Genomic DNA, 15,577 nt, shown 5'->3' with positions numbered 1-15,577 from the left:
TATTTGTTACGGCTCTATTACAAGATGTTTTGGTTTGGTTGCCGGATTGGATTTTATTCTTGTAAGCGAGTACGGTGAAAATTGTTCAAATCCTGAAATTGTTATATATAAAAGAAGATAAATATTTTTAAAAAGCAAAATATGTAAATATATTCACTGTCCTGTTAATTACGGTTATGTACCCGGTGTAATTGCACCGGATGGGGAGGAGCAGAACTCTTATATTTTAGGATTGAATTATCTGCTTAAATCTTTTAAAAGAAAAGTAATTGTGGTTGTTCATCGTAATGATGATATAGAAGAAAAATGGATTGTTACACCTGAAAACATTTCTTTTACTAAAGAAAAAATTATGCGGCAGATTAAATTTCAAGAAAAATATTTTGACAGCTATATAATTATGTAAAAGATCGTAATACGAAAAATTCCCGTAATGCAGATTAATGCATTGCGGGAATTTGTTTAGTATTCATTTTCGTTATATTCACTTTTACCTGTCTTATAGTCGATAGTTACATTTGGCTGAACATTGTAGCAGTATACGCACAATGTTACACCCTCGCCTTTATCTTCAACGGATTTTGCCTCAATTAATACTCCTTTGGCAACAAGGTCGTCATTTTCAAAAACAGGAGTTACACGGTAAAGTGCGTGATTACCGGTTGTTTTTACATAATTTGCAACCATCTTTTCAAAGGGCAGCATACCCGTTACATTTAGGTATCTTGTTCCTGTTATCAAATTCTTTTCATTTGCATTTTCGCCCGTAAGCTGATAGGCGATAAGGTGACAGCGATTGTACAGATATTTTCCGTCAATAAAGTCATATTTTACTGTTTGCCAGCCTGACGGTTTAATTTTGCCTATCTGACCTCTCTCTTCTGTCGGCATTATATCTGTACCAACGCAGGCATAGGCTGTGCCGCATCTTCCTAATTCGTCTAAATCCGCATAGTATTCAAATGATGATGTTGTGTAATCGTCATCACTGAAATACGGTTCGTTGCCGTTTATTTCTATAAAAGCAGAACCTGAATAATCGGGAATATCTTTAAGGGAGATAATTTCGTCTTTTGCAGTATTTTCTGTCGGCTGATTGTTTATAATTAAAATCACCGCAAAACAGCATATCAAAGCAAGTGCGGCAGGTACAGTGAATTTTGTGGTTTTTCGTTTTTTAGTTTTCATAATTACCTCAATTATAATGTTATGTAATTATTATAATTGAGGTAATTGCATTTTTCAAGTTTTCAGTTTATAAAATAATTCAAATATCACTTTTTGCATAAACCGCTCTATTCTGTTGTTTACCAAACCTTGCAAATTCTCTTTGCTTGTGATAATATAAAAACAGAAAATCAACGGAGGGTTTACAAATGAGTGTTATCGGCAAGCAAATAAAAAAATATCGTACTCAAAAAGGACTTACGCAAGAACAACTCGGCCAGCTTTTGGGAGTTACAACGCAAGCGGTGTCGAAGTGGGAGAGAGGCGGTACACCTGACGCCGAATTATTGCCCGATATATCGCAGGCACTTGGTGTAAGTATTGATGCTTTGTTTGGTCGAGAAGAACAAAGATTAACAGCGTCGCTTGCACGACAGATTTGTCAGATGAAAAATGAGGACGCATATCGTTATGCTTTTAGCATTTGCTGGGCGATAGAAATCGGATTTATGCAAGATATTTCTGCACTTGATGATTTTTTAAATAAATTTATTGAACATTCAGCTATAACTACCGATAAAACGGATTATTTTGCAAAAATGATGCAGGACGGCGGTGTAGCAACCGCGCGATTATCGCCTGATTTTCATCACTTTTTCCTGATGGTAGAGCCGAAAAGCAGTATTAGAGAACAGCTTGCAGATGTTGAAACCTTGCGTGGTGTGTTTGAATTATTTGCAGATAAAAAGTTATTAAAAATTATATTTTATATGTATTCCCGCTTAAATACTCCGATTGCGGCATCGCTTATCAGTAAAAATACGGGCATTGAATCAAAAGAGGTTGACCGCTGTATGGAGATACTATGCAAAAATAACCTTGCCACACGAAGTTCGGTTGCCACTGCCGACGGAGAAATATATTCATATATGTTTCATCAGGAAAGCTCTGTTATACCTCTGCTTTGTTTTGCTGATGAAATAGCAAAAAAGGATTATCATGATTTCGTAGGCTCTTTTGATCGTACAAAGCCTTTATTGTAATCAACCGTGAGTTTATAATACTGCAGTTTGGTTGAACAATTAAATAATCGGTTGTTTGAAAATACTCGTCTTATGGTTTATACTTATAGAAAAGATAAATTAAGGAGATAGATGATATGAAAAAATTATCTGCAATTATACTTAGCCTTGTAATTGCTTTTTCGGTAACTGCATGTTCTTCGGGTAATAATGAGGAAAGCAAGCCCGTTGAGAGTAAAATTGCCGAAACCGAAACAACTGAAAGTGTTAATATTAAAGAAAATATGGATTCTGTACTTGAACATAAAAAATTTGAGGGAATTGTATATCTGACAAAAGATAATTCGGTTATTTATCAGTCGGCTACAGGAAAAGATGAAAAAGGAAACGATTTAAAAGTTGACTCGATAATGTATATCGGTTCAATTTCTAAGCAATTTTGCTCTGCCGCAATTTTAATGCTGCGTGACCAAGGCAAACTTAGTTTAGACAATACATTAGATACATATTATCCTGAATATACAGCAGGTAAGAACATTACATTGAAAAATCTGCTTTCTATGCGTTCGGGAATACCTGATATGGTTGTTAAAACTCCCGAGGCAGCACTTCAAGTTGAGGATGTTTCTTCCGATAAAACGGAAGAGGAGAATGTAGCCGCAATTAAAGAATGGATTTTTAAACAGCCTCTTGTTTCTGAACCTGACACTACATTTGAATATTGTAATGCAAACTATTTTTTATTAAGCGATATCGTAGAACAGGTATCGGGAGAAAATTATTATGATTTTATCAGTAAAAATATTTTTGAACCGCTTAATATGACTAATTCGGGATTTATAAATGATGTAAAAAACAATTCGGAGTGGGGTTTGACTTACGATACTTTTGTTGTCGGTGAAGATGCCATAGGTCTTACTAAAGGTGCAGGTGATATGGTATCAAATGCAGAAGATATGGATAAATGGATGACGGCACTAAGCAGTGGAAAAATTATTTCAAATGAAAGCTATCTGGAGATGACTACAGATTATTCACCCGAAATTTCACATAAATACGGTTACGGTATGGCAGGATATTATAACGGCGGTTGGGGTCATTCGGGCTTTATCGGTAATTATACTTCATTTGATTATATAAATGACGGTTACCACCTCTTTATAGCGGACAACACAGGATATATGGATATTGAAAATCTTCCGACAGATTTGCTTGCCAATGTAATCACTTCGCCGGCAAATTAAATATTAATTCAGAAAATAAACAAGCAGGGTAATAATAAAGAATTAAAAAAGGGGAAACACTATGCCAATTGTTAATGATTTAAATAACTATGCCAAAGAAGAGCTTGAGTATTTTGGTGTAAGGCGGCAAAATGAAGAAAATGCCGCCATTGAAAAAGCCGTTTTTAATACGAAATTTGATTTGAACTATGATTTTAACGGATTTTTCGTTATTATACCAATTATAGTTATCGGCTTGATTCCTGTCGCAAAAATTTTGATACGAGAGGCGATTACTTCTTCCGTTAATCATACGCCTTTTACTTTAAGTACTGTTCAAATTTTGATAATAAGCATATTGAGCACTGCAATATTTTTTGCTATAGCTTTACTTATTGTTTAAAACTAAAAAAAAGCCCGAGCGTACAGACGAGCTATCTTTATTATAAAGATGAAGCATATCATTATGATCAGATTAATTACATAAAGGTGAGCAGTATTAAAACCGCTAAAATTTATGTCAACGGCAAAAAACTTGTAGGTGTTTCTAATTGGTGTGATAATTACAATTCACTGATTGTATGGGCAAAGAAATGTCACATTCCCGTGCTTGAACCCAATAAAATGTCTAATTCGTCTAACAGCTCGGATTTAAACGCAATGAGTAATAATATTTCAATGATAGTTGCGGTTGTTGTATTCGCAATTATGATGATCGGTGCGGCAGTTGTTTTTATTAATTCTATTTCTTGATTTTTATTAAAAGTACGGGGATAAATCTATGCTGTTTAATAGTCTTTTGTGCAAGTAAAAGGTTGATACTTTTTATTAAGGTTTTAAATATTAAGTATATTACGCATTATAAAAGGGTGCTGTCCATATGGAAAGCACCCTTAAATTTATTTAGTTAGCTTGTACTAAAATTAATACAAAGATTAAGCCTTAGGGCCTGCCTCTACGAGAGCCTTACCTGCCTCGTTGCCTTCGTACTTAGCAAAGTTCTTAACAAAACGAGCTGCAAGATCCTGTGCCTTTGCTTCCCAATCAGCAACATTTGTATATGTGTCGCGTGGGTCGAGAATTGCAGGATCAACACCCGGAAGCTCTGTAGGAACTTCAAAGTTGAAGTGAGGGATTGTCTTTGTAGGAGCCTTTGTGATAGAACCGTCGAGAATAGCGTCGATGATACCTCTTGTATCCTTAATAGAGATACGCTTGCCTGTGCCGTTCCAACCTGTGTTTACGAGGTAAGCCTTAGCACCGCTCTTTTCCATCTTCTTAACGAGCTCTTCAGCATACTTTGTTGGGTGAAGCTCAAGGAAAGCCTGACCGAAGCAAGCAGAGAATGTTGGAGTTGGCTCTGTAATGCCACGCTCTGTACCTGCGAGCTTAGCTGTAAAGCCTGAGAGGAAGTAGTACTTTGTCTGCTCAGGAGTAAGGATTGATACAGGCGGAAGTACACCGAAAGCATCTGCTGAAAGGAAGATTACATTCTTAGCAGCAGGAGCTGAAGATACAGGACGAACAATGTTCTCAATGTGGTTGATTGGGTAAGATACACGAGTGTTCTCTGTAACTGTCTTGTCGTTAAAGTCAATTTTACCGTCCTTATCTACTGTTACGTTCTCAAGAAGAGCATCTCTTCTGATTGCGTTGTAGATGTCAGGCTCTGACTCTTTGTCAAGGTTAATAACCTTAGCATAGCAGCCGCCCTCAAAGTTAAATACACCGTTGTCGTCCCAACCGTGCTCGTCATCACCGATGAGAAGTCTTTTAGGATCTGTTGAAAGTGTAGTCTTACCTGTACCTGAAAGACCGAAGAAGATAGCTGTGTTCTCGCCGTTCTTATCTGTGTTAGCTGAACAGTGCATTGAAGCAATACCCTTAAGTGGGAGGTAGTAGTTCATCATTGAGAACATACCCTTCTTCATCTCACCGCCGTACCATGTGTTTACGATAACCTGCTCACGGCTTGTGATGTTGAACATTACAGCTGTTTCAGAGTTAAGACCGAGCTCCTTGTAGTTCTCAACCTTAGCCTTTGATGCGTTGTAAACAACGAAATCAGGCTCAAAGTTCTCAAGCTCTTCAGCAGATGGCTTGATGAACATATTTGTTACAAAGTGAGCCTGCCAAGCAACCTCAACGATGAAACGAACTGCCATTCTTGTATCGTGGTTAGCGCCGCAGAATGCATCTACAACATAAAGCTTCTTGTTTGAAAGCTCTTTCTTAGCAAGCGCTTTTACAGCTTCCCAAGCTTCCTGTGTTGCAGGGTGGTTGTCGTTCTTGTATTCGTCAGAAGTCCACCATACAGTGTCCTTTGAATTCTCGTCCATAACGATGAACTTATCTTTAGGTGAACGGCCTGTGTAAATACCGGTCATAACATTAACTGCGCCAAGCTCAGTTTCCTGTCCAACCTCATAGCCTTCCAAATCAGCCTTTGTTTCCTCGTTAAAGAGTTCGTCATAGGAAGGATTGTGGATAATTTCAGTAGTACCGGTAATACCATACTTAGTTAAATCAATCTTTGCCATTTCAGTATCAACCTTTCTGTTTCTTAAATTACATAGTATCAGAGTTTGCGGTGAGTTGTAATTACCAAACAATCTACACTGCAATAACCTATGTTCGTTAGTATTTTAGCATAATTTTTTACCCTCGTCAAGCCAATTGCCAATTAATTTGGTCGGTTTTGTCATATTGTGGTTTATTCGACATCAACACTGTATTTGTATATTGATAAGAGGTGCAAAAAGTGCTATAATATTATATTATAAGCAGGTTTATTCTGTATATTCAGCACTTTAAAAAGCAAAGAAAATTTACCGTTACGGGAGGATATTATGAGCCTTGTTGAATTTAAAGATGTTTACAAAATATATAAAATGGGCGAAGTGACTATTAACGCTGTCGAGGGTGTTTCTTTTAATATAGAGCAGGGCGAGTTTTGCGTGGTAGTCGGTGCATCGGGTGCAGGCAAGACAACCGTACTTAATATTCTAGGCGGAATGGATACCTGTACAAAAGGCAGTATTATTGTCGGCGGCAGAGATATAAGCAAGCTGAAAGACAAACAGCTTATTGAATACAGACGGTTTGACATTGGTTTTGTATTTCAGTTTTACAACCTTGTGCCTAACCTTACCGCAAAAGAAAATGTAGAGCTTGCAACGCAGATAAGTAAAAATCCGATGGACAGTACAGAGGCGCTTGAAAGCGTCGGACTTTCACAGCGCAGTGCAAACTTTCCCGCTCAACTTTCGGGCGGTGAACAGCAGAGAGTTTCTATTGCAAGAGCACTTGCCAAGCGACCTAAACTTTTACTTTGCGATGAGCCGACGGGTGCTCTTGACTATAACACCGGCAGACAGATTTTAAAACTTTTGCAGGAAACCTGCCGAAAAGAAAATATGACGGTAGTTCTCATAACCCACAATTCAGCAATTACCCCAATGGCAGATCATATTATAAAGATGAGAAGCGGCAGGGTAATTATGGATGTTTACAATGATGAACCTAAAAATGTTGAAGAAATCGAATGGTAATTCATATTTTCTGCGAAAGGGGAGAGGACATTGACTAAAACCCTGTTAAAAAATACTTTCAGAGAAATTGCAAATTCTAAAGCAAGGTTTATTTCTATACTTGCGATTATTGCGCTTGGTGTTGGATTTTTTGCCGGAATCAAAGCTACGGTTCCGTCAATGTACAATATGGCAGACGAGTATTATTCTCAATCCAATCTTATGGATTACAGGCTTGTATCTACTGTCGGATTTGATAAAGATGATGTAAAAGCGGTTGAAAATCTTGACAATGTAACCGATGTTATGCCATCGTATTTTGCCGACCTTGTTTTAAAATCAAACGGAAACGGCGGTAACGGCAAGGTTATAAGAGTAACCGCTGCACCTAAAAGTTATAACAATAATAAAACTCTTAATACATTAAACATAAAAGAGGGAAGACTACCCGAGAAAAAGGGTGAAATCCTTGTTGAATACGGCAGTGTCGGCAGCAGTGATTATAAAATCGGCGACAAGGTTGTATTTGGAAGTGAAAGCGGAGAATCCAATGCACTTGATATGGTAGATACGCTTGAATATACCGTTGTCGGTAAAGCGGAATCACCTATGTATATTTCGTATCAGCGTGGCTCAACTACAATCGGCAACGGCAATATTGAAGCATTTATGTATATTTATCAGGATGATTTTGTAACCGAAAGATATACGGAAATGTATGTGAAAACCGCTTTTTCTGACGGCGACGGTTCAGCCTTTGATGACGAATACGAAAAAGACATTGAAAGCTTTACAACTGTTCTTGAAAATACCGCCGATTTACGCTGTGAGGCATTTGATAAAGATGTTATAGGCAAAGCAAAGCAGGAACTTGAGGACAGTAAAAACGATTATGAAACCGAAAAATCCGAGGCTCTTACAAAACTTGATGATGCAAAAACAACTTTAGATAATTCGGAAAAAGAATATACAGATAAGATTTCAGATGCACAATCGCAACTTGACACAGCCAAAAAGCAGATAGATGACGGAAAAAGTCAGCTTGAAACTGCTAAAGAAGAATACGAAAACGGCATTGCGACAGGTGAAAGCGAACTTTCTTCTGCGCAGGCGGAACTTGACAGTGCAAAAGCCGAATATAATGCAGGTGTTGAAGAATATAATTCAAAAATCAGCATAGCGGAAGAAACTCTTGCCGAAAAAGAAGATGAATTCAATGCCGCAAAAAGTGAATTTGAAAACAATCAAAGGCCGCAGCTTGAAACCGCAATAGCAACTTGCAAATCACAGATTGAGGCTTTACAGGCGCAAATTGATGTTACAGAGGACGAAACCGCTCTTGCTGTATTGCAGGAACAGCTTACACAGGTTAAGGCAGTTTTAGCAGATTGTGAAACAAAACTTGCTATGGCGCAAGAACAGCTTGATACGGCAGAACAACAGCTGAACAACGGAAAACAAGAGTTTGAAACACAAAAAGCGGAAGGACAGGCACAGCTTGACTATGCACTTGCTCAAATTCAGAGTGCAGAACAGCAGATTGCGGACGGACAAGCACAGCTTGAAAGTAAAAAAACAGAGGGACAAGCTCAAATATCGCAGGCTGAAACCGAACTTGCGACAGCACAGGAAAAATATGACAACGGAAAGTCCGAACTTGAGGAGCAGAAAATAAGCGGCAGACAAAAGCTTGATGACGGTTGGAAAGAATACAATGATTCAAAAGCCGAGGCTGATGATAAATTTAAAGAGGCAGAACAAAAAATTGCCGACGCACAGGAAGAAATAGACGCTATAGCAGATCCCGAGTGGTATGTGTTTGACAGGTCGGATAATCCGGGTTATTCAACCTTTGCGCAGAATGTTGAGCGACTCGGTGCAGTGGCATCAGTATTCCCGATGTTCTTTTTACTCGTTGCGGTTTTGGTTTGTGTAACCACAATGTCAAGACTTGTAGAGGAAAAGCGTAAAGAAATCGGAATATTAAAAGCGCTCGGCTACAATAACTTAAGCATAATAATGAAATTTGCGATTTATGCTGTTTTTGCAGGTGTAATCGGTTGTACCGTAGGTGTATTAATAGGTATAAATACACTGCCGTATATTATTTATAATGCATATCAGATTATGTATTATATGCCTGACATCAGCATTGTACCTGATGCACAGAGTATTATACTCGGTACGCTTGCCGCCGTACTTTGTACATTGCTTGTTTCTGTAATAGTATGTGTAAGAGAATTAAGCCAGAGCTGTGCAAAAATTCTAAGACCTAAAACTCCGAAAGCAGGCAAGAGGATACTGCTTGAGAGAATTACTCCGATATGGAAACATATGAATTTTTCCGCAAAGCTGACTACAAGAAATATTTTCAGATATAAATCAAGAATGTTTATGACAATCATAGGCATTGCAGGCTGCACGGCTTTGATAGTTGCGGCATTCGGACTTAAAAACAGCTTTATTCCGCTTACCGATACACAGTTTAGCGAAATATTCAAATATAATGCGGTTGTTATTCCTAAAGAAGGCGGAACTGCCGAACAGCTTGATTATCTGAAAAATGCAATAAACAATACGGGCGACGCAGCGTCAATTATGCTTGCAGGTCAGCAGGAAGTTGTTGTAAAGAAAAATAATGTTGTAAAAGATGAAAGCACTTATCTTACGGTAATGGAAGATCCGCAGAGATTTTCGGAGGTTACAGAACTTAGAACAAGGGGCGACAAAAAGCACCTTGATATTACCGATGATTCCGTAATGATAAATGAAAAAATGGCGACCGAATTGTCTGCCAAAGTCGGTGATACCGTAAGTGTAACTGTTGATGATAAAACCGCAGAACTTACAGTAGGCGGAATTTATGAACAGTATATAAAGAATTATGTGTTTATTTCTCCTAAACTTTACAGTGAAAAATTCGGAGAAGAACCGCAGTTTAATATGGTACAGGTTGTACTGAAAAATCCTGACGAACAGACTGCGTTCGGTGAAAAAATGCTGACGAATGATAAAGTAGCGGGTGTAACCTATCTTTCATCAGGTATGGGTGAAATTGAAGATATGCTCAATTCGCTTAATATGGTTGTGCTTGTTATGATTATTTGTGCAGCGGCACTTGCGTTTGTAGTGCTTTATAATCTTACAAATATCAACATTGCCGAGCGTGTGCGTGAAATCGCAACTTTTAAGGTGCTCGGATTTTACAGCAGAGAAACCTCAAGCGTTATTTATAAAGAAAATATCGTGCTTACTCTCGGAGGTATTCTTTCGGGACTTGTTCTCGGTATTTTCCTTACAAGATTTATTATTCAGACCGTTGAGGTTGACAATGTAATGTTCGGCAGAGATATTTTGCCTACATCATTCGTTTTTGCGGCTTTGCTGACATTTGCATTTGCTTTGATTGTGAATTTTGCAATGGGATTTAAGATTAAAAAAGTAAATATGGTTGAAAGCCTTAAGAGTGTTGAATAAACGGTGCCGCACATTATTTGTGCGGCATTGTCTGAAAAAGATAGAATTTTTGAAATAAAAATCATTTAAAATATTGATTGCTTAGGCAAATTGTGGTATAATACAAAAGAATAGGCAATTTAGCACAATATCAGTGAAAGGAACTGTAGATATATGATAAAAGCTAATCAGTATCGCACCGTAACTTGCGGTGAGTTAAGAGAAGAAAATATCGGACAGGAAGTTCGTGTAGCAGGCTGGGTTGAAAATATCCGTGACCACGGCGGCGTAATGTTCCTTGACATTCGTGATCAGTACGGTGTTCTTCAGGTAGTAGTTCACAATGACGAGTTACTTAAGGGTATTAACAAAGAATGTACCGTAACATTGAGCGGTAAGGTAGTAAAGAGAGATGAAGAAACTATCAACTCAAAGATTGCTACCGGTTATGTTGAGGTACACACAGATGACATTACTGTTCTCGGCAAATGTAAAAACGCACTTCCGTTTGAAGTTGCCACTTCTACCAATACTTCGGAGGAGGTACGCTTAAAGTATCGTTTCCTCGACCTTCGTAATCAGAAGGTGCATAATAACATTATGCTCCGTTCACAGATTATAACATTCCTCCGTGCAAAAATGAACGAGATGGGATTTAATGAAATTCAGACACCGATTCTTTCAACTTCATCACCGGAAGGAGCAAGAGATTATCTTATTCCGAGCCGTAAGCACAAGGGCAAATTCTATGCTCTTCCGCAGGCTCCGCAGATTTTTAAACAGCTCCTTATGGTTTCCGGTTTTGACAGATACTTCCAGATTGCACCTTGTTTCAGAGATGAGGATGCAAGAGCAGACCGTTCGCCGGGCGAGTTCTATCAGCTTGACTTTGAAATGGCTTTTGCCACACAGGAAGATGTATTTGCGGTTGCAGAAGAAGTTCTTTACGAAACATTCACTAAGTTTACAGATAAAGAGGTTTCAAAGCCTCCGTTTGCCCGTATTCCATACACTGAAAGTATGTTGAAGTACGGTACAGACAAGCCTGATCTCCGTAACCCGCTTGTTATCGTGGAGATTAGCGATATGTTTGAGGAAACTGACTTTAAGCCGTTCCTCAAAAAGACTGTTCGTTCAATTAATGTACCGGGTGCCGCAAAGCAGTCAAAGAGCTGGTTCAAGAAGATGGAAGAGTTTGCACTTTCTATCGGAATGAAGGGTCTCGGTTATGTTAAGGTAAGAGATGATATGACTTTTGACGGCCCTATCGATAAGTTTCTTAAAGAGGGCGACAGAGAGGAGCTTATTAAGCGTAATAATTCTAACGCAGGCGATGTTATTTACTTTATCGCAGATACAGAAAAAGACGCTCCAAAGCTTGCAGGTCAGATTCGTACAGAGGTTGCTACCCGTCTTGACCTTATTGACAAGTCAAAGTTTGAGATGTGCTTTATCGTTGACTTCCCAATGTATGAGCATGACGAAACCACAGGTCAGGTAATATTTACACACAACCCATTCTCCATGCCACAGGGCGGTATGGACAGCTTGCTTAATAAGAACCCCGATGATATTCTTGCTTATCAGTATGACATCGTATGTAACGGTGTTGAGCTTTCATCAGGTGCTGTTCGTAACCACGACCTTGACATTATGATTAAGGCATTTGAGATTGCAGGATATACCGAAGATGAGCTTAAATCTAAGTTCTCTGCTCTCTACAACGCATTCCAGTACGGTGCTCCGCCACATGCAGGTATGGCTCCGGGCGTTGACAGAATGATTATGCTCATTACTGAAGAAGAGAACATTAGAGAGGTTATTGCTTTCCCAATGAACTCAAATGCTCAGGATCTTCTCCTCGGTTCACCGGGAGAGGTAACAGAGCAGCAGCTTCGTGAAGTTCACATTAAATTAAGATAACTTCATATATACTCAAAGGGCGAGTTGTTTTTATAACTTGCCCTGATTCTGTTTATACAAAGGATGGTTTTTATGGTAACAAGAGAAGATGTTGAAAACATTGCGTTGCTTTCAAAGCTGTTCGTTCCCGAAGAGGAGCTTGACAGCCTTACACAGTCAATGCAGGAAATTATAGATTTTGCCGATACAATCAATAATGCTCCCACAAGCGGTGAGAGCTTTGACAACATAAACAACCTTTCAAATGTATTTCGTGAGGATGTTGTGGTTGAGTCATATGACAGCGAGGAAATTTTGAAAAATGCCCCTGAACAGGCAGAGTCACATTTCCTTGTCAGAGGCAGAGAATAAGAGGTGTAAAAATGGGTAGTATTGCAAAAATTCACGAAATGCTTGTTTCCAAGCAGGTTTCGTGTACGGAGCTTACTAAAAGCTATCTTGAAGAAATAGAAAAATCAAACGGCGAGCTTAACGCTTATGTAAATGTAACTCCCGATACAGCGCTTGAAACCGCAAAGACTGTTGACGAAAAAATTGCAAAGGGCGAAGAAATCGGTATGCTCGAGGGTGTTCCGATGACATTGAAAGATAACCTTTCCACAAAGGACATTGAAACTACTTGCTGTTCTAAAATCCTTAAAGGTTACAAGCCGATTTATAATGCAACTGTATGGGAGAATCTTTCTGCACAAAATGCAGTTATGCTCGGCAAAACAAATATGGACGAATTTGCAATGGGTTCTTCGTGTGAAACTTCATGCTTTGGCGGTGCAATGAATCCGTTTAACACAAAGTATGTATCCGGCGGTTCATCAGGCGGCGTAGCAAGCGCTGTCGGCGCAAACATTGCAGCATACGGACTTGGTTCTGATACAGGCGGTTCTATCCGTCAGCCAGCAAGTTTTTGCGGTATCGTAGGTCTTAAGCCGACATACGGCAGTGTATCCCGTTACGGTCTTATCGCTTATGCAAGCTCACTTGACCAAATTGGACCTATCACAAAGAGCGTTGAAGATGCGTCTATTGTATTTGATGCAATTTCACAGTATGACGAAAAAGACAGCACTTCAAAGGGTAATGTCGGCGGCGCAACTTACGGAAAGCTCAACAATGACATCAAAGGTATGAAAATCGGTATTGCCCGTGAGTATCTTGACGGTATTCGTGACGATGTTAAAGAGGCAGTTCTCAATGCCGCAAAGGTTTACGAGTCGCTCGGCGCTGAAATTGTATATTTCGATATGCCTGCGCTCAAGTTTGCACTTCCTGTTTATTACATTATTGCCTGTGCAGAGGCATCTTCAAACCTCGGCAGATACGACGGTATTCGTTTTGGTTATAAAACACCGCATTATAACGGCACTCACGATATGATTTGCCGCACCCGTTCAGAGGGTTTTGGTGAGGAAGTTAAGAGAAGAATTCTTCTCGGCACATATGTACTCTCTGCCGGTTATTATGACGCTTATTATAAAAAGGCACAGAATTTGCGTGGAACTATTGTAAAGGCATTTACAGATGCATTTGAGCATTGTGATGTAATTCTTGCTCCAACTGTTCCTATGACTGCTTTTGAGGCAGGTCACGCAGTTTCCGATCCGATTGAAACTTATCTTACAGATATTTGTACCGTACCTGTAAATATTGCAGGACTTCCGGGTGTATCCGTACCGTGCGGATTTAACGCAAACGGTATGCCAATCGGTATGCAGCTTATCGGCAAGAGTTTTGGCGAGGCTGAAATTTTAAATGCAGCGTTTAAGTATCAGCAGGCTGCCGGAGAAAACTTTAAGGATACAAAGTGGGGTGTTAAGCTGTGAAATATGAATTAGTTGCGGGTTTTGAAACCCATATTGAACTTGCTACAAAGACAAAAATTTTCTGCTCATGTACAACAGCGTTTGGCGGTGCACCTAACTCACATTGCTGTCCTGTATGTATCGGACTTCCGGGTACACTTCCAAAGTTGAACCGAGAGGTTGTAAACTTTGGCATTAAGGCAGGTCTTGCTACACATGGCGAAATTGCAGAGATTTCTAAAATGGATAGAAAAAACTATTGCTATCCCGACCTTTCAAAGGCATATCAGATCAGCCAGCTTTATGCACCTCTTTCAATCGGCGGCTATGTAGAGCTTTCAAACGGCAGAAAAATCAGACTTCATCATATTCATATTGAAGAAGATGCAGGAAAACTTATTCATCAGCACGGCGACACATATGTCGACTACAACCGTGGCGGTGTTCCTCTTATCGAGATTGTATCGGAGCCTGATATTCGTTCTATTGACGAGGCTAAGGAGTATGTGGAAAAATTACAGCAGGTAATGCGCTATATAGGAATTTCCGACTGCCGTATGCAGGAAGGCTCAATGCGTTGCGATGTTAATATTTCTGTTCGTCCTGAGGGCAGTGAAACTCTTGGAACAAGAACAGAGATTAAGAATATGAACTCAATTACAAATATTGCCAAAGCAATGGAGTATGAGTATGAGCGTCAGGTAGATTTAATTGAGAGCGGCGGCAAAGTAGTGCAGGAAACTCTCCGTTATGATGATGCAACAAACACTACATCTTCAATGCGCAGTAAAGAGGACGCTCACGATTACCGTTATTTCAGAGATCCTGACCTTGTTACAATCAATGTCCCAAGAGATGTTGTGGAGAGCTTAAAGGCTGAAATGCCTGAACTTCCTTCTGACAAATGCAAGAGATATATTGAAGAACTTGAAATTCCTGAAAAGGATGCACAACTTCTTACAAAATACAGAAAAATCAGCGAGTTCTTTGATAAGGCTTGCGAGGGTGTAAAATCCGCAAAGTCTGTATCTAACTTTATTATCGGTCAGATTTTCCGCAGAACAGAAACCGAGGCTGATAAGGAAACATTTGATGTATCAATAACACCTGAACAACTCAATGAGCTTGTAAAATTGATTGACAGCGGCAAGATACGCAATAACCTTGCTAAGGCTACACTTGAGAAAATGCTTGATTCCGGCAAGGGAGCACTTGATTTTATCAGTGAAAGTGATATGGCAGGACTTGATGAAAACACTGTAAATGAACTTTGTAAACAGGCTATAGAGAACAATCCTAAGGCTGTAGATGATTACAAGAACGGTAAGGAAAAAGCTATTAAGGCTCTTGTCGGTAATGTAATGAAGAACAGCCGTGGTAAAGCAGATGCTGCAGCAGTTGAACAGAAACTTAAAGATATGATTTCTTAAAGTTTTATTATATAAGAGTGAAAGCCA

13 protein-coding genes are annotated in these 15,577 nt (G+C 39.2%); 11 read left to right on the top strand and 2 right to left on the bottom strand.

The window, feature by feature from the left end; translation table 11 throughout:
* Positions 1-271 precede the first annotated feature (271 nt).
* Positions 272-406: a hypothetical protein gene (locus tag H8R91_RS12325; RefSeq protein WP_279287614.1), complete on the top strand. Its 135-nt coding sequence runs from the start codon at positions 272-274 to the stop codon at positions 404-406.
* Positions 407-462: 56 nt separating this feature from the next.
* Here H8R91_RS12325 and H8R91_RS11190 read toward each other — a convergent pair whose 3' ends face one another.
* Positions 463-1,188, bottom strand: coding sequence for a DNA/RNA non-specific endonuclease (locus H8R91_RS11190; protein WP_186936300.1), 726 nt, complete (start codon positions 1,186-1,188; stop codon positions 463-465).
* Positions 1,189-1,376: 188 nt separating this feature from the next.
* Here H8R91_RS11190 and H8R91_RS11185 point away from each other — a divergent pair, with 188 nt between their 5' ends.
* The 4 genes from H8R91_RS11185 to H8R91_RS11170 all read left to right on the top strand — a co-directional run bounded on the left by H8R91_RS11185 (position 1,377) and on the right by H8R91_RS11170 (position 4,165).
* Complete coding sequence (locus H8R91_RS11185; protein WP_186936299.1) at positions 1,377-2,210, top strand: helix-turn-helix domain-containing protein; 834 nt, start codon at positions 1,377-1,379, stop codon at positions 2,208-2,210.
* A gap of 116 nt (positions 2,211-2,326) precedes the next feature.
* On the top strand, positions 2,327-3,433 hold the full coding sequence (locus H8R91_RS11180) for a serine hydrolase domain-containing protein (RefSeq protein WP_186936298.1): 1,107 nt from the start codon (positions 2,327-2,329) through the stop codon (positions 3,431-3,433).
* A gap of 61 nt (positions 3,434-3,494) precedes the next feature.
* Complete coding sequence (locus H8R91_RS11175) at positions 3,495-3,815, top strand: hypothetical protein (protein WP_186936297.1); 321 nt, start codon at positions 3,495-3,497, stop codon at positions 3,813-3,815.
* A gap of 86 nt (positions 3,816-3,901) precedes the next feature.
* Positions 3,902-4,165: a hypothetical protein gene (locus H8R91_RS11170; RefSeq protein ID WP_186936296.1), complete on the top strand. Its 264-nt coding sequence runs from the start codon at positions 3,902-3,904 to the stop codon at positions 4,163-4,165.
* A gap of 182 nt (positions 4,166-4,347) precedes the next feature.
* Here the strand turns inward: H8R91_RS11170 and pckA are convergent, their stop codons facing one another.
* On the bottom strand, positions 4,348-5,952 hold the full coding sequence (gene pckA, locus H8R91_RS11165; RefSeq protein ID WP_022233842.1) for a phosphoenolpyruvate carboxykinase (ATP): 1,605 nt from the start codon (positions 5,950-5,952) through the stop codon (positions 4,348-4,350).
* A 306-nt stretch (positions 5,953-6,258) separates the two neighbouring features.
* On the opposite strand from pckA, the gene H8R91_RS11160 reads away from it, so the two are divergent.
* From H8R91_RS11160 to gatB, 6 genes are all read left to right on the top strand, one after another.
* Entirely contained in the window at positions 6,259-6,963 is a 705-nt protein-coding gene (locus tag H8R91_RS11160; RefSeq protein ID WP_436286333.1) for an ABC transporter ATP-binding protein, read from the top strand.
* Positions 6,964-6,993: 30 nt separating this feature from the next.
* The gene (locus H8R91_RS11155) at positions 6,994-10,419 is read left to right on the top strand and encodes an FtsX-like permease family protein (protein WP_186936294.1); all 3,426 of its coding nucleotides are present in this window, start codon (positions 6,994-6,996) and stop codon (positions 10,417-10,419) included.
* Between the two features lie 153 nt (positions 10,420-10,572).
* Positions 10,573-12,321, top strand: coding sequence for an aspartate--tRNA ligase (gene aspS, locus H8R91_RS11150; RefSeq protein ID WP_186936293.1), 1,749 nt, complete (start codon positions 10,573-10,575; stop codon positions 12,319-12,321).
* A 72-nt stretch (positions 12,322-12,393) separates the two neighbouring features.
* Positions 12,394-12,672 (top strand): Asp-tRNA(Asn)/Glu-tRNA(Gln) amidotransferase subunit GatC, encoded by a 279-nt coding sequence (gene gatC / locus H8R91_RS11145; protein ID WP_022233846.1) that lies wholly within the window; start codon positions 12,394-12,396, stop codon positions 12,670-12,672.
* Positions 12,673-12,683: 11 nt separating this feature from the next.
* Positions 12,684-14,141 carry an Asp-tRNA(Asn)/Glu-tRNA(Gln) amidotransferase subunit GatA gene (gatA, locus tag H8R91_RS11140; RefSeq protein WP_022233847.1) on the top strand — a complete coding sequence of 486 codons (1,458 nt, stop codon included), beginning with the start codon at positions 12,684-12,686 and terminating at the stop codon, positions 14,139-14,141.
* Positions 14,138-15,550: an Asp-tRNA(Asn)/Glu-tRNA(Gln) amidotransferase subunit GatB gene (gene gatB, locus H8R91_RS11135; RefSeq protein WP_022233848.1), complete on the top strand. Its 1,413-nt coding sequence runs from the start codon at positions 14,138-14,140 to the stop codon at positions 15,548-15,550. Before gatA ends, gatB begins: the two co-directional genes overlap by 4 nt.
* Positions 15,551-15,577 lie beyond the last annotated feature (27 nt).

Origin of the sequence: Ruminococcus intestinalis, from assembly GCF_014288065.1 — a bacterium.
GTDB lineage: Bacteria > Bacillota > Clostridia > Oscillospirales > Acutalibacteraceae > Ruminococcoides > Ruminococcoides intestinale_A.
The sequence above is the reverse complement of the archived record's forward strand: the minus strand, read 5'-3'. Positions and strand labels throughout refer to the sequence as shown.